We start from the raw sequence: 16,134 nt of genomic DNA on the forward strand, positions 1-16,134 counted from the left end.
CGGCCGTGGCAGAAACGCCACGGCCACCCTGGTACTCCCCGTCACTTCACCGAGCCGGCCGTCAGGCCCTTGACGATGTAGCGCTCCAGGAAGATGCCGATCAGAGCGAGCGGGGCGATCGCCGTGGTGGCGAGCGCCGCCATCGACCACCAGTTGATGCCCTGCGAGCCGGTCTGGCTGGCCACCATCACCGGCAACGTCTTGGCATCCGAGGAGGTCAGCAGGGCAGCGAAGAAATATTCGTTCCAGGTCAGCACCAGCGCCAGGATGAAGGCCGCGACCATGCCGGGCAGGGCGATCGGCAGGATGATGTGCCAGAAGGCGCCCCAGAGTGACAATCCGTCGACCAAAGCGGCCTCGTCGAGCTCGGTGGGGATGGTGTCGAACTGGTCGCGCATGATCCAGATCACGATCGGCAGCACGGTGAGGGTGTAGAGTAGGATCAGGCCGATGCGGGTGTCGAGCAAAGCGAGCTCGCGGTAGAGCACCAGGAAGGGCAAAGCCAGCACCACCGGTGGCAGGATCAACTGCGACAGGAAGAAGAAGGAGATGTCGCGGTTGCGCATCCAGCCGAATTTGTACTGGAAGCGGCTGAGGCCATAGGCGGCGAGCGAGCCGATCACCACGGCGAGCAGCGAGGAACCGAGCGAGGTGATCACGCTGTTCAGGAAGCGCGACAGGAATTCCGAGCGCACCGTCGAGGTCGAGCCGAGCGTATCGGGCGACAGGCCGAGCGAGCGCCAGCCCTTCCAGTCGGGCTGGAAGTCGAGCCACGGAATGAGATGGCCCTGGGTGACGTCGACCGCCGATTTCATCGAGGTGGTCAGTGTCCAGTAGATCGGAAACAGGCAGATGAAGGCCCAGGCGACCAGCGCGCCATAGATCAGCACGCGGCTCAGCACGGTGGTCAGGCGAAAGGCGGTGTCGCGGGGCACGGCGGTCGGGATGGTTGTCGTCGTCATGTCGATCCCTTCCCGATCAGCTGCTGCGCTGCATGAAGCGGTTGGCGATGTTCAGGAGCACTGTGACGAAGACGATGATCGCCACCAGATAGAACATCGCCAGCATGGTGCCGTAGCCGACATTCGAGCGGTCCCTATACTCGCGATAGATGAAGCTCGACACGGTGTCCGTCGCCCCGCCCGGGCCGCCGGAGGTGGTGTTGATCACGATGTCTGCGAGCTTGAGCTTGAAGATGATGCGCAGCACGATCGCCGTGATCGAGACGGGCAGCATCAGGGGGAAGATCATCTCCTTGAACTGCTGCCAGCCCGAGGCGCCGTCGATCTTGGAGGCTTCCATCACCTCCTTGGGCAAAGCTTGCAGGCCGGCGAGCAGCAGGATCATCAGGAAGGGGATCGAGACCCAGGCATCCATCGCTTCGATCGAGAGGCGGGCGATCCAGGGCTGGGTAAAGAAGGTCGGCTGCGACCAGCCCAGCTCCCGCATCAGCCGCGCCACCGGCCCGTAGCGATATTCCATCATCGATTTGCCGACCATCCAGCTCACCGCCACGGGGCTGAGCATGAAGGGCAGGAGGAAGGCGACGCGGAAGAATTTGCGGGCCCTGATCTCGGCGTTGAGCAGGAGGGCGAGGCCGAAGGCGATGGCGTATTCCACCAGCACCATCAGCACGTAGAACACCATGTTGGCGAGGGCGTTCCAGAAATCGGGGTCGTGGAAGAGCGCGACGAGGTTGTCGAGCCCGTTGAAGCGCTGGCCGGCGAAGGAGGAGAGATTCCAGTCGGTCAGGGCGATATAGAAGCCGAAAATGGTGGGGAAGATCACCATCGCCACGGTGAACAGCACGGCCGGCAGGATGAACAGCGCCCGCTCGCCCGCTTCCCCGCGCATCAGCACCTGCCCGACGCCGAGCGCCACCGACCACAGCACGAAGGCGTAGAGCACGGGACGCCAATTGTCGAAGCCGAGGGCCAGGCCCTGGTTCTCGTGCAGGAACTGCACCAGGGCGGCAACGACGAGGAGTACGGAGGCCAGGCCGATCAGGACGCGGCCCAGGAGGATGCGGCCGCTCGGGACGGAGCTTGGGATGTGTGTAGCGGTTGCAGACGAGGTCGGCGGCATCTGGTCCCCAGGACGCGAAACAGGATTGAAAAGCGCGGCGCCCGCCTTCTCCCCTTGTGGGAGAAGGTGGCGCGAAGCGCCGGATGAGGGGTGGCTGCGGCAGACTCAGGATAGGTCGCAAGACCCCTCATCCCCCTGCCGGGACCTTCTCCCGCAAGGGGAGAAGGAGATTCTCCTAGCAAGGGAACGTGTTTTCGACTGGACTAGACTACAGCCCCAGCGAGGCCTTGTAGAGCTTGATCTGCTTCTCGCGGCCGATCTGGTCGGTCAGCTTCTCCCAGGCGGCGGCGATCTGGTCGGCGCCTTCCTGGGCCTTGAGCTGGCCCGCATAGATCTTGGCGAGGATGTCCTCGGCCAGGCTGTAATATTGGAAGATGCCGGGGATACGCGGCTCGATCGCTCCGTTGGGGTGGTTGTAGGAGTTGAACTGCGAGTCGAGATAGTTGGAGATGAAGGCCTTGTCGTAGCCGGCCGCCACCCACTCGTCGATATTGTGCTGGCTGTTGCGATAGCACTGGAAGCCTGAGGGATAGACCGCCGTCCACAGCGCCAGGTCCTTGCCACCGAGATGGGCGGCGGCACTCCAGGCGGCTTTGTGTTTCTTCTCGTCCTTGTCGACGCGGGCCATCACATAGACGCCCCAGCCGAGATAGGCCAGATTCGGCGCGAAGTTCGGGCCGCTGGCGAGCTTGTCCCACTTGCCGGTCTTCGAATTGTAGACGTCGTCGGAGCCGGGCAGGATGTCGAAGCCGCATTTGTCGCCGATGACCGAGGAGTCGTTGGTCTTGGCGTTGGAACCGATGTCGCCCCACCACACGCACATCGAGCCGGTGCCGCCGAGGAATTGCTGGAAGCCGGTGGTGTTGGGGTCGGCGTTGAGCTGGTCGGCGGGCTCGGAGGGCAGGGCGTCGAGCACGTCCTGGATGGCGCGCACCCAGGCCGGGTTGTTGATGCGCGGCTTCATGGTGTCGACGTCGAACAGCCAGGCCTTGTCGTCGGGATGCTTGGCATAGGCGGTGGCGCGGCTGCCGAGGAAGTAGAAGCCGAAACCGCCCCAGGCCTTGCAGGCGTCGAGATAGCCATAGGCGTCCTGGCCGTCGACCTGCTTGCCCTTGAGGAATTTGGTCACCGCCTGCACCTGCTGCCAGGTGCGCGGCACCGCCCATTCGGTGCTGTTGCCGGCTTCCTTCCAGGCTTTGGCCAGGACCTCGTCCTTGAAATAGTCGGTGCGGTAGTTGAAATTGTGGGTGTCGCCGTCGATGGTGACGCGATACTGCTTGCCGTCCCAGGTGCCGACGGGCGGCTTGAGGTAGGAGACCAGATCGTCCATGTCGATCTGCTTCTTGACCCAGTCCGGCATTTCCGACGCCAGACCCTTGCCGCAGACGTCGCCCTCGAAGGGGGCGCCCATCTCGAGCAGGTCGAAATCGACCGTGCCGGTGGCGATGGCTTGCTGCAGGCGGGGATTGTAGTCGGCCTGGGCGAGATCGATCCAGTTGATCTTGGCGCCGGTATAGGCCTCCCAGGGTTTGAGGAAGCCGCGGAACAGCAGGTTGTGCAGGTTCTGGTTGTTGAGCCCCATGAAGGAGAGTTCGACGCCCTTGAACTCGCCTTCCTTGATGGAGGCCTTGGTGGCGCCGAGGCAGAGTTCGCCGACCTTCTGCCAGTCCGCATCGGTGGGCGAACCCTTGCCGACGCCGGGGATCTGCAGGATTTTGGCCCTGAGGTCGCTGGCTTCGTCCGCCATGGCCGGCTCGATGGTGGCGGTGACGCCCAGGCTGCCCATCGCGGCCAATGCACCGACGCTTGCGGCGCTCTTGAGCAGCCCGCGGCGGCTCGCCTGCAGGGCGAGAAGATGGTTGTAGTCTTCCGTTTTCACGTCGATTCTCCCGGTCTGGATGGCTCGTCTTGTTCTTGGCTGTCTGGCAGCAGGGATGTTTCTTCGAACCGCTCCGACAACGCGTGGTTGTGGCGGAGCGGCAGGATGCTAGGAAGGCCTTGTTTTCCCGTCAACAAAAAGGTCAGACCATTCCGGTGCACGGGCATCCTGGCGGTTCTTTTTGCAACGCGCGCGATGATTCCAAGAACGAACGGGACGTCCGTGCATCCGGAAATCTCAGTTCAACCGCAAACCCGTCTCGGCATCGAAAAGATGCACGGCGGCAAGATCGGGCTGAAGCGCCAGGGTCTCGCCCGAGCCGGCGGTAACCCGCTCGCGGAAGACGCCCAGCACCCTCTGCTCGCCGAGCTGGGCGAAGACCTGGGTTTCGGCCCCGGTGGGTTCCACCACGGTGATCCTGGCCTGCAGGTTGCCGCCGAGGGAAAAGTGCTCGGGGCGGATACCGTAGACGACGCGCCGGCCCTCGCTGCCGGCCGGCGCTGAAGGGACAGGCAATTCCACGCCGTCATCGGTGACGAAACGCGGCGCGGGGCTGGTTTCCAGCCGGCCCTTGATGAAATTCATGGCCGGCGAACCGATGAAGCCCGCGACGAACAGATTGGCCGGGCGGTCGTAGAGCTGCAGCGGCGAGCCGATCTGCTCGATGATGCCGTCATGCAGCACCACGATGCGATCGGCCATGGTCATGGCCTCGATCTGGTCGTGGGTGACATAGATGGTGGTGGTCTTCAGGCGCTGATGCAGTTCCTTGATCTCGGCACGCATCTGCACGCGCAGCTTGGCGTCGAGATTGGAGAGCGGTTCGTCGAACAGGAACACCTGCGGCGCCCGCACGATGGCCCGGCCCATGGCGACGCGCTGGCGCTGGCCACCGGAAAGCTGGCGGGGATAGCGCGCCAGATAGGGGCCGAGGTCGAGGATCTCGGCCGCCCGCTTTACCCGCTCGTCGATCTCGGCCTTCGGCGTCTTCCGGATCTTGAGCGCGAAGCCCATGTTCTCGGCCACGGTCTTGTGCGGATAGAGCGCGTAGCTCTGGAACACCATGGCGATGTCGCGATCGCGCGGCGGCAGGTCGTTGACGAGGCGGTCGCCGATCTTGAGGGTTCCCTCGGTGATCGGTTCCAGACCGGCGATCATGCGTAGCAGTGTGGACTTGCCGCAGCCCGAAGGCCCGACCAGCGTGACGAACTCGCCATCCTCGATATTGATCGACACGCCATGAATCACCTTCTGGGCGCCATAGGATTTCTTGACGTCGACGACATCGACTGAGGCCATGCGGCGAGGTTCCCTCTGACTGGATTTGTCGGACGAGGATTGGTAGCCGAATGCTTCGCTGTTCGGCAAGGGTAGGGCTATGGTCATCCCGTGCGCGCTGCAGAGCGAAGCGGTGCGGCGCAGACACGGGACCGCGAGAGGAGAAAGGCGCCTTCTCTTGAGGGCGGTCCCGCATCTGCATCACATCGCTTCGCGCTGCAATGCGTGCGGGATGACTTCTCCTATTTGAACCCTTCGGCGCGGTAGACCTCCTTGCCGCCCACCACCGTCAGCAGCACCTCGGTCTTGGAAACCTCCTCCACGGGGATCTTGAGCGGGTTGCGGTCCAGCACGATCAGATCGGCGAATTTGCCGGGCTCCAGCGAACCGGTGACCTCGTCCTGATGCAGCTCATAGGCGGCGTCGATTGTGGCGGCCCTGAGCGCCTGGCTGATGGTCAGGCCGGGATCGGCGTTGAGCTTGCCCGGATTGCTCGGGTCGCTGCGGGTGACGGCGATCTGGAAGGCATACCATTCGTTGAGCGGATCCACCGGCCAGTCGCTGCCGAAAGCCACTCGCGCGCCAGCCTTGAAGATCTGGCCATAGGGCTCGACGAAGGGCAGGCGCTTCGGTCCGGCCTGCTCCTTGATGGCCGCCACCTGGTCGGGCGAGGCCGCGCCCCATTGGAAGGAGAGCACGGGAATGGCGCCAAGCTTGGCGAAGCGCGGCAGGTCGGCCGGATCCACCATCTCGTTATGCGCCAGCGCGGGCCGGATGTCCTTGCCCGGTACCTTTGAGCGCATGGCCTCGATCGCATCGAGCGTGACATGGACGGCACCGTCGCCATCCGTGTGCAGATGGGGATCGATGCCCGCCTCGGCGAGCCCGATCAGCAGCGGGGCGAGGCGGTCGGGCTGGACGTAGAGCGCGCCGCGCTCCGTGCCCGGCTGCCAGTCCGGCTTGTCGACACTGCCCTTGTTGACGAAATAGGGAGCCAGCGTATAGCCGGTCTGCGCCGGCGCCTGGATGACGCCGTCCATGAAGATCTTGGCGTTGCGCAGCGTGATGCCGGGTTCGGCCCGCAGCGGCCCCTGATCGAAGCGGGCGGCGAGCGTACGGACCCGCTGGACGTGGGCGTCGGCACTCTGGTCGGTGTCGGTGGCCAGCTTCGGCGCCAGATGGGCACGCGCCGTCAACTCGCCTCGCTTTTGCAGGGTCGCCCAGGCGGTCATCTCGCCCTCGTCGGCGGCCGCTTCGAGGAAGCTGGTGATGCCGCCCTTGCGCAGCGCCTCCAGCGCAGTGCGCCCGAAGGTGAGGTTCTGCTCGGCCTCCTGTTCGGGCGAGAGCTTGGGCATCGCCGCCATCACCAGTGCGTCACCGCCATCCTCCAGCATGCCGGTCGGCTCGCCAGCGGTGTCGCGCACGATCTTGCCGTCCTTGGGATCGGACGTGTCCCTGGTGACACCCGCGAGTGCCAGGGCCCGGCTGTTGGCGAGCTTGGAGTGGTAGTCGAAATTGATCACCAGGATGGGGCGCTTGGTCTTGAGCTTGTCGAGCTCGCCGCGGGCCATGTCGGTGCCCGCCGGCAGCATCTTCTGGCGGAACCAGTTGTTCACGATCAGGAAGGCGTCGGCGGAGGCGTTCGGCTCCGCGTCGAGACAGGCCTGGATGGCGGCCAGGGTTTGGTCGAGGGTCAGGGCCGCATAGTTGAGATTGCATCCCGTCAGGCTCTTGCCGCCGCCGAGGGGGTGCATATGGCCGTCGATGAGGCCGGGCATGGCCATGCGGCCGCCGAGATCGACCACCTTGGTCTTGGGGCCGATATGGGACTTGGCATCCGCGCCCGTACCGACGAAGACGATCCGTCCTTCGCGCACGGCCAGGGCTTCGGCCATGCTGTCCTTGCTGTCGGCCGTATAGATCGGGCCGTTGAGGTAAACCGTATCGGCAGGTCCGCTCTCCTGGGCATTGGTGCCGGCTGAACCGAGTGCCGAGATTGCGGTGAAGGCCATACAGAACAAGCCTGCCTTCAGGCTGTGGCTAATCATCTTCATTCCCCCTAAGACCCCTCCCGGTCTCCAGCGTCTTTGAAGAAACATGGTTGCACTTGGTTTGGAAAGACGCCATTTCCCCGCAGGGAGGCACGCATGAAAGCCAACAATTCACCGTCCGCCGAGGACGTCATCGTCGCGGTGTCCGGCGTCAGCAAGACCTACAAGACGGGCTTCCAGGCCCTGAAACAGATCGATCTCACCCTGCGTCGCGGCGAGATCTTCGCTTTGCTCGGGCCGAACGGGGCCGGCAAGACCACGCTGATCTCGATCATCTGCGGCATCGTCAATCCCTCCAGCGGTACGATCCGTGCCGACGGCTCCGACATCGTCAGGGATTACCGGGCCGCCCGCACCAAGATCGGGCTGGTGCCGCAGGAATTGTCGACCGATGCCTTCGAGACGGTATGGGCGACGGTGAATTTCTCGCGCGGCCTGTTCGGCAAGCCGCCCAATCCGGCCTTTCTCGAAAAGATCCTGCGCGACCTCTCGCTTTGGGAGAAGCGGGACTCGAAGATCATGGCGCTGTCGGGCGGCATGAAGCGCCGCGTGATGATCGCCAAGGCCTTGTCGCACGAGCCGACCATTCTCTTCCTCGACGAGCCGACGGCGGGCGTCGACGTCGAATTGCGTCGCGACATGTGGGAGATGGTGCGCGGGCTGCGCGAGAACGGCGTGACCATTATCCTCACCACCCACTATATCGAGGAAGCCGAGGAGATGGCCGACCGCATCGGCGTGATCAACAAGGGTGAGATCATCCTGGTCGAGGACAAGACCGAGCTGATGCGCAAGCTCGGCAAGAAGCAGCTCACGCTCAGCCTGCAGCAGCCCCTCGAAGCGGTGCCGACGGCGCTTGCCGCTTATCGGCTGGATATCGCCGACAACGGCAACCAGCTCGTCTACACCTTCGATGCCAAGGACGATCCGGAAGTGCTCTCGCGCCTGCTCCACGATGTCGGCGAAGCCGGTATCGGCTTCAAGGACCTGCAGACCAGCCAATCCTCGCTCGAGGACATCTTCGTCAGCCTGGTAGGGGCGCATTGATGAACATCCACGCCATTCGCGCGATCTACGTCTTCGAGATGTCGCGGACCTTCCGCACGCTCCTGCAGTCGATCGCCTCGCCGGTGATCTCGACCTCGCTCTATTTCATCGTGTTCGGCTCGGCCATCGGCAACCACATGCCCACGGTCGGCGGCGTGAACTACGGCGCCTTCATCGTGCCCGGCCTGGTCATGCTGGCGATCCTGACCGAGAGCATTTCCAATGCCTCCTTCGGCATCTACATGCCGAAATTCATCGGCACCATCTACGAAGTGCTGTCGGCTCCGGTCTCGGTGGTGGAGATCGTCATCGGCTATGTCGGCGCGGCCGCCTCCAAATCCATATTGCTCGGGTTCATCATCCTCATCACCGCCTGGCCCTTTTCGCATTATTCCATCGAGCATCCGTTCTGGATGCTGGCTTTCCTGGTACTCACTTCGGTGACCTTCAGCCTGTTCGGGTTTCTGATCGGCATCTGGGCCGATGGCTGGGAAAAACTGCAGATCGTGCCGACCCTGATCATCACGCCGCTGACCTTCCTGGGCGGCAGCTTCTATTCGATCAAGATGCTGCCCGACTTCTGGCAGGGCGTCAGCTACGTCAACCCGGTTCTCTATCTGGTGAGCGGCTTTCGCTGGGCCTTCTATGGGGCCTCCGCTTCCGATGTCGATTTCGGGCAGAGCCTGGGCATGACGCTGGTCTTCATGCTGCTGTGCCTGGCCGTGATCGCGCTGATCTTCCGCACGGGTTGGCGGATCAAGGTGTAAGCGAAGCTTCCAGGAGCCGTCTCGCAGCGGGCGGCGATTTCATGGCAAAGCGAGATTTGAAATAATGATCGAAACACCGCGCCTTCTCCTGCGCAAACCCATTCTCGACGATTTCGAGCCCCATGCCGCGATGTGGGCGGAGCCGGAAGTCTACAGGCACATCTCGGGCAGTAGGCGCAGCCGCGAGGACATGTGGCAGCGTTTTCTCCAGGCCCATGGCACCTGGCATTTCTTCGGCTTCGGCTATTTCTCGGTGATCGAGAAGGCGAGCGGGCGCTATCTCGGCATGACCGGCTTCCAGGATGCCATGCGCGACATCGAGCCAAGCCTGGTAGGCTCGCTGGAGGCGGGCTGGGTGTTCGCCTCCCACGCCCATGGCCGGGGCATCGCTTTCGAGGCAGGCCAGGCCGCCTTCGACTGGGCGCGCGGCATGCATCCCGGCCGCAGGGTCACGGCGATCATTGCGCCTGAGAACACTGCTTCGATCCGGATCGCCCAAAAGCTCGGTCTCGAGGCCGGCCCGGACGTCACCTATCATAATTCCGTCGTTACGCTGTTCGAGGGCTGGCTGGGTGAGACCGATACCCCGGCTCGACATTCCAACGGCGGCGCAGTAGCAGGGGCGTAACGATCACAGCCACGGCCGGGAAGGTGCAAGCATGCCGAATCAACCGACACCGATGACGGGAAGCTGCCGCTGCGGGCAGGTCGAGTTCGAGGTTGCTGCTGCGCCTTTGATGACCATGGCCTGCCATTGCCGCGGCTGCCAGAAGATGACCGGGAGCGCCTATTCCCTCAGCGCGGCAATTCCTTCTGAAGGCTTTCGGGTCACCCGCGGCGAGCCCGTGATCGGCGCCCTGCATGGACCGACGAGGCATTTCTACTGCGGCCACTGCAAGAGCTGGTTGTTCACCAGGCCCGAGGGCATGGATTTCTTCGTCAATGTCCGCCCGACCATGCTGGCCGAAGCGGTATGGACGGAGCCGTTCATCGAAACCTTCACTGCGGAGAAGCTGTCCTGGGCCTCGACGCCGGCCCGTCATAGTTTCGAGCACTATCCGGCGCCCGAGATGTACCAACCCCTGATCGCCGAATTTGCCGAGCATATCGCCTTGCGTCAGGCGGATGAGGCGCCCGCCACAGGGCGTTGATCGATACCGGCGGCTGGGATTGCTTTCAGGTCTCAGCATAGGGCGTGCCGTCCTTGTGCAGGAAGCGACCGTCCGAACTGGGGCTCGTCATGTCGATGTCGGAGCAATGGATCACGTCGGCGGGCGAGCGGGAGCCGATTTCGAGATAGTGCGCCATGGCACCGGATCTGTTGATCATGTGATGGCCATTGCCCGAGTCCTTGGGAAAGGCGGCGCAATCGCCGGCACGCAGGATCGTCTCGCCGCCATCCTCGACGAGAGTCAACTCGCCTTGCAGCACATAGACGAATTCGTCCTCGGCCGTGTGCCAGTGGCGCTGGCTCGACCAGTTGCCCGGCGGCAGCTGCATGAGGTTGATGCCGAAGTCCTGGAGACCGCCGGCATTGCCGAGGCGTTGGCGGACCCGTTCCGCGCAGGGAGCATCGAAGGGCGACGGATAGCCTGAGCCTTGGTGCTTGGGGACGGTGGCAAGGTCGACCTTGGGCATGGCAAACTCCCGGGTGTCACGGCCGTCGGGGCGACGACGGCAGCAGGGCGGCCATCTTGCCTTTTCCAGGCTCTTGATCAAAGGGGGCATGGATGCCGCAGGTTCAGGCGCGGTGAGAAGCCATTGTCACTTGCGGCTTGACGGGCTCCGACGTGCGGCGCACACTGATGAAGTCGATTATGGCCGGTGACCTCGATCTTCAGCGGCCAATAAGCCCTTGAATCAGCCAGCCTTTCACCGACGTGATTTGGCATGGTCTTCCACCTGGAAGGTGCGAAGGAAGTTAAGAAGGGCACGATATGAGCACAGGTACTGTGAAGTGGTTCAATTCCACCAAGGGATATGGATTTATCCAGCCGGACGACGGAACACCAGACGTTTTCGTACATGTGAGCGCTGTGGAGCGTGCGGGTTTGCGGGAATTGGCGGAAGGCCAAAAGATTAGCTTCGAGTTGGTTCGTGACCGCAAGACGGGAAAATCTTCGGCCGGCGACCTCAGGGTAGGCTGAACCCGGTAGGTTGCTGCGGGTGCTTGATGACATTGCCTTCGACAATTGCTCATCAGGCCTAGCATCCCAAGTGAGAATTCTTGCTCATCGTCATTGGCGACGAGGAATGTCGGCCGCATGAAAGTATCAAAATAGAGGCAGACATGATGCGGCGGGCCTTAAGCTCGTCCGCAAGTCTTTCTACCCCAAAACTCAAGGCATTCCACTTTCCTGACCTACTTCGTCGCACGCCGAAATCCGATTCAAGAGAAGATGGGGCGTCAGCGTCGAATCCATTCCAGAACACGACCGAAACAAAGGACAGGGGATGGGTATACACACTTTCGGAATTGGCGATCTTGTTATCTTGAAGCTTGCTCCCATCCGTCAGCAAGACAAGGCTTATGAAATTATCCGGCTGTTACCAGCTGATGGATCGGAGCCCATCTACAGGATCAAGAGCATAGGGGAGCCTTTTGAGCGGAGGGTCCGGGAGTCCGAATTGAGCGCCATGAAGATCGTCAATCGACTCAGCGTATTGCCGTCCCCCTGATCCATTGGGCCAGCCGCGCCAAATAGACCGGCTGGGGGCATTTCAATGCCATTCAGCGAATCCCTCGATTTATCGGACGCGCTGCCGCATATCCGATGGATGTACTCGGACTGGTCGCAGGGATTCGCTCTCTCCCGGTGGGAGCCGGCCAGGGGGATGCGAACCACTGAGCCTCTGGCCGGAGCTACCCTTGTATGGCGGTCATTCCCTGTATCGGCCTTCCAGTTTCAATGCCAAAAGTGCTTGGGGCTTTATCGCGAACATGCGCGGTAATCCTGGCAAGGACATCGCAGGGCTGCCGGCCTTTGCTGCCTTCCGCAGGGCAGGTGAATAGCGCGAGGGCGCCCGATCACCGCAATCAGATGATCATGCCGAAAAAGCAAGATAATTCCTTCATGCGGCCTTTCAATAAAAAAATAAATTTACGCCTATATTTTTTTGAAAATTTACAATATATATAGAGAATTATCGATCTTGCTGATGAATTCCCAGGCAATTTCAAATTGCCTTTGACGATTCCCTCCGACAATTTCGGTAGAAATTTAGCGTCTGCTGCATCAACGCGGCAGGTTTATCTATGTCAATTGAAAGGAAATCGTCGTGAGCACGGGTACTGTCAAATGGTTCAACTCCCAGAAGGGATATGGCTTCATCGCTCCTGAAGATGGCAGCCGGGACATTTTCGTCCATATCAGCGCCGTCGAGCGGGCTGGCATGTCGGACCTTCGCGAAGGCCAGAAAGTCAGTTTCGACGTCGTCACGGACAGCCGCAGCGGCAAGGCCTCTGCAGACAACCTGCAGACCGTGTAGAACCAGCGTCTGCAGTCTTTTGACCACGGATGTACCGGCATGGTCTGTTGAGGCGCTCTGAAGAGGCCGGGTTCACACCCGGCCTTTTTTGCATCGGCCAGTAAAATGACCATCAACTCCCTCGGCGCCTCATCCGCCATCCGGTAGCATCATTGGTTTGGTCATAAGCCACGCCAAGCAGAATGTCGGTCGTCACGGGTACTTTGAGCTTGGCCAAGTGCATGCTCGCTTCATTGCCCGTGCAAGGGCATTGGATCGAGTAGCGATCATCGTTCCTCACCACGAGCCCGACCGGCGGCCAGTCTCTCTCCTCGAGAGCCCATAAGATCACCATCGCTTCGCTCCGATAGGATTCCCGGATCAGGCTGCCATCAAAGGACCAGTCTTCCAGTTGGCACGATAGCGGCGGGCATGGCCAATACACGCGACAGGGGGTAACAGGCCTCGCCGTCGCCTTTCCCTGGGCGTTGCCTGAATTGGGAAGTGGAACAGCCATCTGCGATCCACTTGCCCAAAGCGATATAATCGTTGCGAAACATTCCCTTGCAATGACAGCGCGGTTCATCGCAAGGGGGAAACTGAAAGATGTCAGGAAACCTGAGCGGGCTTCGCCGGTGAAGGGGCTCTCGCTGGACCGCTGCGCTTAGCCGCATTTTCACGCGGTTTCGGAGGCGGGAGAAGCCCCTCGCGCTGAGCTTGTTTGCGCGCGAGCTTGCGAGCCCGGCGCACCGCTTCGGCCTTTTCCCGAGTCTTCCTTTCGGACGGTTTCTCATAGGCCCGGCGGCGCTTCATCTCGCGAAAGAGGCCCTCTCGCTGCAGCTTCTTTTTGAGTACGCGTAAGGCCTGTTCGACGTTGTTGTCCCGCACCAGCACCTGCAATGAGTCATCTCCTTTTTGGTTGGGTAGACATGGGAGCAATCTCGAACATCGTTCATTGCTCCAAAAGCTCGATCTATTCGGTGTTGTGTCGATCGGATTTGGCCGTTCAGAATCAAGCCGTCAGGCGCGCGCTATCTCATGCTCTTTGACTGCGCGCAGATGCCGCTCACTCTTGCTCCTGATGCGATAGGCCGGCTCGGCATTTTCAACGGGAAGGATATTGACGATCTCGTAATACCCACTCTGCCCCACCAGGCCGGGACGCAAATAGACGACGGTGTCACCGATCCCGAATTTGTGACATGTCGGGCCGGGCTCCCCACTAGCCGAACGCGAGGTGTTTTTGGCACCGGCTTGAACGGCATGCTTTCCCTTCAGAGGATAGTGTTCATCGTCATAGAGAGAGCGAATGGCGGAGCCTGTGTATTCGCTCGTGTCTGTGTGAATAGAGACCCCGTTAAGATTGGCCCCATACTCGTCCACGGCAAATTTTACGGCAGAGGCGAGGCTGTCAAACCGGCGATATTTTACAGAATTTCGAGTCCATCCAGCGGACTTTGATTTTACAAAAAGCTCAGAAGGAATGCAAAAATCCAATTTTGACATATGGCAAACTATCACTAAATTCCAGATTTGTCATTATATATCTAAAATTAAGATAGAATGGCGGCGGGATAAATTTACGGTTTCTTTGAAATATTGAGCGTCTGCACCATCCTACCAATTGCGACCGCCCTCGATGAAGGAGCGCCAGGTGTCTAGCCCCAGCGGCGGTGCGCCCACATCCATTGCTCGGGATATTCACGCACCCATTTTTCGAAGAGCCGATGAATCTGGTGCGTTGCCGCGTCGATATCGGCATTCCGATCGGCGGTGCGGGGCATGTCGAGAATCTCGGCCTCGATCCGAAAGCGCACGCCGCGCGTGCGGATGACGCGGGCCGCGACGAGCAGCGCATCGCTTCCCCTGGCAAGCAAGGCCGGAAAGGTGGTCGAAGGGGCGGGCCGATCGAAGAATGGCACGGAGAGCCCATTGCGGTCGCGCAGATCGGCCAGCAATGCGATGGCACCCCCGCCACGCACGATGCGCAGCAGCTTCTTGCCGGTATCCGCGCCCTTGACGAAAAGCCCGCGCGGATAGCGGTCGCGGCGCACCAGCGCGACATAATCGTCGACTTTCGGATTTTTCATGCGCTGATAGACGCCGGCGACCTTGATGCCATTCGTCACCGTCGGGATGACCACGAGTTCCCAATTGCCGGTATGGAGCGAGACGAAAACCACGCCCTTGCCGCTGGCCTTCACCGCCTCGATCAACGGGCCGCTCGCATCCTCGACCCGTCCGGCCTTGACGATGCGATCCACCATCAGGCTTTCGGCGAATGTTCGTCCCAGATCCATCCACATGGCACGCGCCAATGCGTCGATCTCGGCGGCGCTCTTTGCCGGATACGCCGCGGCGAGGTGCTGCAAGGCGCGCTCGTGGCGGCGCAGTCGCGGCGCGACCAGGCGCCATAGGGACCCCATGGCCCAGGAACCGAAATCGAGTGGCAAGAGGTGAAGCAGGCCCACAAGGCCGCGCAGCAGGATATATTCGGCGGCGTGCTTGGTGTTGCGCCAGCTGCGCCCTGTTTCCGACGGGATCACGTTGGATATATCTGACAAATTTACCATCATCGTAACCGATATCGCCGGTTCGACCGAATGTCGCGGCGATGCATCAAGGTCGTGGGCCCGAATCTCGGCTGTGGAGGATTGTGAGGCCACCAACCTTGCCTATACCGGCATCTGCGCCCGATGCCTGTTCTTTCGGGGACTCGGCGCGGACCCGGCGCCCAGACCACAGACGGCCAGCCCTCCACCCGGAGGACCATCCGAGATTTGCACCCGTCCCAGCCTACCTCATGGCGATCGCCGTGTCGGCCTCGTCCGCGTGGGCCTCAAGGAACTTTGACCCGGCTCCGCCATCGCACCCGCGCCTTGCCTGGAAGCCCGCAGTTCATGTTCCCGAGCCACTCTTTCGCGGGAATCCGCCACGCCCTTGAGCCTGTAAGCGGGCTCGGGGCCGTCTGCGGGCATTTGCCGGGTTACTTGATAGGGGCCTTCCTCGTGCCTTGAGATGGACGAATGAAGGGTGACGATATCGCCGACCTCAAACGCATGCTTCATCACTCACTCCTCCTTGGATGTTCTGGAGGTGTCGGGAGGCGCTCGCCGTGCCGCCAATATCGCGATCCGCGACGCGTCGAGCCGGCGACAATCAGGTCCTGGTGACGGTCGGGGGTGCACTCCTGGGTGGGCCTCCCCGTCCTCGCGACTGAGCCCTGGGCTTGGGGGCTGGCAGAAGGCCCTCGCGCTGGGCTTGCTTGCGCGCGAGCTTGCGCGCGCGGCGGACTGCCTCCGCCTTCTCGCGCACCTTGCGCTCGGACGGCTTTTCATAAGCCCTGCGCAGCTTCAGCTCACGAAGGACGCCTTCGCGCGCCAGCTTACGCTTCAGGGCCTTGAGCGCCTGTTCAATATTGTTCTCACGAACGAGTATCAGCATACGAACTCCAAATACCAAAAACAAAAGGGCCGAACGCATCGCCGGCCCAAAGATGAATCGTAACCGTCTTGCACCAATCAACCGTTCTGATCGGTCGGGACTGAAGGCGGCGGGC

16 protein-coding genes are annotated in these 16,134 nt (G+C 61.6%); 6 read left to right on the forward strand and 10 right to left on the reverse strand.

Annotated features, from left to right (window positions below):
* Nucleotides 1–41 precede the first annotated feature (41 nt).
* The 5 genes from ACIGJE_RS35100 to ACIGJE_RS35120 form a co-directional block, all read right to left on the reverse strand.
* Nucleotides 42–962 (reverse strand): carbohydrate ABC transporter permease, encoded by a 921-nt coding sequence (locus tag ACIGJE_RS35100; protein WP_311932916.1) that lies wholly within the window; start codon nucleotides 960–962, stop codon nucleotides 42–44.
* 16 nt (nucleotides 963–978) lie between these two features.
* Entirely contained in the window at nucleotides 979–2,085 is a 1,107-nt protein-coding gene (locus ACIGJE_RS35105) for a carbohydrate ABC transporter permease (protein WP_415083140.1), read from the reverse strand.
* A gap of 208 nt (nucleotides 2,086–2,293) precedes the next feature.
* Nucleotides 2,294–3,964 carry a type 2 periplasmic-binding domain-containing protein gene (locus ACIGJE_RS35110; protein WP_415083142.1) on the reverse strand — a complete coding sequence of 557 codons (1,671 nt, stop codon included), beginning with the start codon at nucleotides 3,962–3,964 and terminating at the stop codon, nucleotides 2,294–2,296.
* A gap of 237 nt (nucleotides 3,965–4,201) precedes the next feature.
* The gene (locus ACIGJE_RS35115) at nucleotides 4,202–5,263 is read right to left on the reverse strand and encodes an ABC transporter ATP-binding protein (RefSeq protein WP_311932912.1); all 1,062 of its coding nucleotides are present in this window, start codon (nucleotides 5,261–5,263) and stop codon (nucleotides 4,202–4,204) included.
* 221 nt (nucleotides 5,264–5,484) lie between these two features.
* Nucleotides 5,485–7,290, reverse strand: coding sequence for an amidohydrolase (locus ACIGJE_RS35120; RefSeq protein WP_483681311.1), 1,806 nt, complete (start codon nucleotides 7,288–7,290; stop codon nucleotides 5,485–5,487).
* Between the two features lie 99 nt (nucleotides 7,291–7,389).
* Here ACIGJE_RS35120 and ACIGJE_RS35125 point away from each other — a divergent pair, with 99 nt between their 5' ends.
* The 4 genes from ACIGJE_RS35125 to ACIGJE_RS35140 all read left to right on the forward strand — a co-directional run bounded on the left by ACIGJE_RS35125 (nucleotide 7,390) and on the right by ACIGJE_RS35140 (nucleotide 10,258).
* On the forward strand, nucleotides 7,390–8,340 hold the full coding sequence (locus ACIGJE_RS35125) for an ABC transporter ATP-binding protein (protein ID WP_367625045.1): 951 nt from the start codon (nucleotides 7,390–7,392) through the stop codon (nucleotides 8,338–8,340).
* Nucleotides 8,340–9,107: an ABC transporter permease gene (locus ACIGJE_RS35130; protein ID WP_311932908.1), complete on the forward strand. Its 768-nt coding sequence runs from the start codon at nucleotides 8,340–8,342 to the stop codon at nucleotides 9,105–9,107. The genes ACIGJE_RS35125 and ACIGJE_RS35130 overlap by 1 nt, the downstream gene beginning before the upstream one ends.
* Before the next feature lie 64 nt (nucleotides 9,108–9,171).
* On the forward strand, nucleotides 9,172–9,735 hold the full coding sequence (locus tag ACIGJE_RS35135; protein WP_415083148.1) for a GNAT family N-acetyltransferase: 564 nt from the start codon (nucleotides 9,172–9,174) through the stop codon (nucleotides 9,733–9,735).
* Nucleotides 9,736–9,766: 31 nt separating this feature from the next.
* Nucleotides 9,767–10,258, forward strand: a complete 492-nt coding sequence (locus ACIGJE_RS35140; RefSeq protein ID WP_311932903.1) for a GFA family protein — start codon at nucleotides 9,767–9,769, stop codon at nucleotides 10,256–10,258.
* Nucleotides 10,259–10,283: 25 nt separating this feature from the next.
* Here the strand turns inward: ACIGJE_RS35140 and ACIGJE_RS35145 are convergent, their stop codons facing one another.
* A complete protein-coding gene (locus tag ACIGJE_RS35145) occupies nucleotides 10,284–10,745 on the reverse strand; it encodes a cupin domain-containing protein (RefSeq protein WP_367625048.1) in 462 nt (153 codons plus the stop codon).
* Nucleotides 10,746–11,044: 299 nt separating this feature from the next.
* On the opposite strand from ACIGJE_RS35145, the gene ACIGJE_RS35150 reads away from it, so the two are divergent.
* Together ACIGJE_RS35150 and ACIGJE_RS35155 are read left to right on the forward strand one after the other, a co-directional pair.
* On the forward strand, nucleotides 11,045–11,254 hold the full coding sequence (locus tag ACIGJE_RS35150; RefSeq protein WP_149250444.1) for a cold-shock protein: 210 nt from the start codon (nucleotides 11,045–11,047) through the stop codon (nucleotides 11,252–11,254).
* Nucleotides 11,255–12,386: 1,132 nt separating this feature from the next.
* Complete coding sequence (locus ACIGJE_RS35155) at nucleotides 12,387–12,596, forward strand: cold-shock protein (protein ID WP_311932900.1); 210 nt, start codon at nucleotides 12,387–12,389, stop codon at nucleotides 12,594–12,596.
* 588 nt (nucleotides 12,597–13,184) lie between these two features.
* On the opposite strand, the gene rpsU (ACIGJE_RS35160) is transcribed toward ACIGJE_RS35155, so the two are convergent.
* The 4 genes from rpsU (ACIGJE_RS35160) to rpsU (ACIGJE_RS35175) form a co-directional block, all read right to left on the reverse strand.
* On the reverse strand, nucleotides 13,185–13,475 hold the full coding sequence (gene rpsU, locus ACIGJE_RS35160; protein WP_311932898.1) for a 30S ribosomal protein S21: 291 nt from the start codon (nucleotides 13,473–13,475) through the stop codon (nucleotides 13,185–13,187).
* 120 nt (nucleotides 13,476–13,595) lie between these two features.
* Complete coding sequence (locus ACIGJE_RS35165; RefSeq protein WP_311932897.1) at nucleotides 13,596–14,081, reverse strand: hypothetical protein; 486 nt, start codon at nucleotides 14,079–14,081, stop codon at nucleotides 13,596–13,598.
* Nucleotides 14,082–14,233: 152 nt separating this feature from the next.
* Nucleotides 14,234–15,139 (reverse strand): lysophospholipid acyltransferase family protein, encoded by a 906-nt coding sequence (locus ACIGJE_RS35170; protein WP_311932896.1) that lies wholly within the window; start codon nucleotides 15,137–15,139, stop codon nucleotides 14,234–14,236.
* 595 nt (nucleotides 15,140–15,734) lie between these two features.
* On the reverse strand, nucleotides 15,735–16,019 hold the full coding sequence (gene rpsU, locus ACIGJE_RS35175; protein WP_483681315.1) for a 30S ribosomal protein S21: 285 nt from the start codon (nucleotides 16,017–16,019) through the stop codon (nucleotides 15,735–15,737).
* Between the last annotated feature and the right edge of the window lie 115 nt (nucleotides 16,020–16,134).

The organism is Labrys sp. E2SS-1L, assembly GCF_057073705.1.

Bases quoted from the DNA above. Each gene is read 5' to 3' on its own strand.
- ACIGJE_RS35100 (WP_311932916.1), bottom strand. From the start codon at position 962: ATGACGACGACAACCATCCCGACCGCCGTGCCCCGCGACACCGCCTTT.
- ACIGJE_RS35105 (WP_415083140.1), bottom strand. From the start codon at position 2,085: ATGCCGCCGACCTCGTCTGCAACCGCTACACACATCCCAAGCTCCGTC.
- ACIGJE_RS35115 (WP_311932912.1), bottom strand. From the start codon at position 5,263: ATGGCCTCAGTCGATGTCGTCGACGTCAAGAAATCCTATGGCGCCCAG.
- ACIGJE_RS35120 (WP_483681311.1), bottom strand. From the start codon at position 7,290: ATGATTAGCCACAGCCTGAAGGCAGGCTTGTTCTGTATGGCCTTCACC.
- ACIGJE_RS35125 (WP_367625045.1), top strand. From the start codon at position 7,390: ATGAAAGCCAACAATTCACCGTCCGCCGAGGACGTCATCGTCGCGGTG.
- ACIGJE_RS35130 (WP_311932908.1), top strand. From the start codon at position 8,340: ATGAACATCCACGCCATTCGCGCGATCTACGTCTTCGAGATGTCGCGG.
- ACIGJE_RS35135 (WP_415083148.1), top strand. From the start codon at position 9,172: ATGATCGAAACACCGCGCCTTCTCCTGCGCAAACCCATTCTCGACGAT.
- ACIGJE_RS35140 (WP_311932903.1), top strand. From the start codon at position 9,767: ATGCCGAATCAACCGACACCGATGACGGGAAGCTGCCGCTGCGGGCAG.
- ACIGJE_RS35145 (WP_367625048.1), bottom strand. From the start codon at position 10,745: ATGCCCAAGGTCGACCTTGCCACCGTCCCCAAGCACCAAGGCTCAGGC.
- ACIGJE_RS35150 (WP_149250444.1), top strand. From the start codon at position 11,045: ATGAGCACAGGTACTGTGAAGTGGTTCAATTCCACCAAGGGATATGGA.
- ACIGJE_RS35165 (WP_311932897.1), bottom strand. From the start codon at position 14,081: ATGTCAAAATTGGATTTTTGCATTCCTTCTGAGCTTTTTGTAAAATCA.
- rpsU (WP_483681315.1), bottom strand. From the start codon at position 16,019: ATGCTGATACTCGTTCGTGAGAACAATATTGAACAGGCGCTCAAGGCC.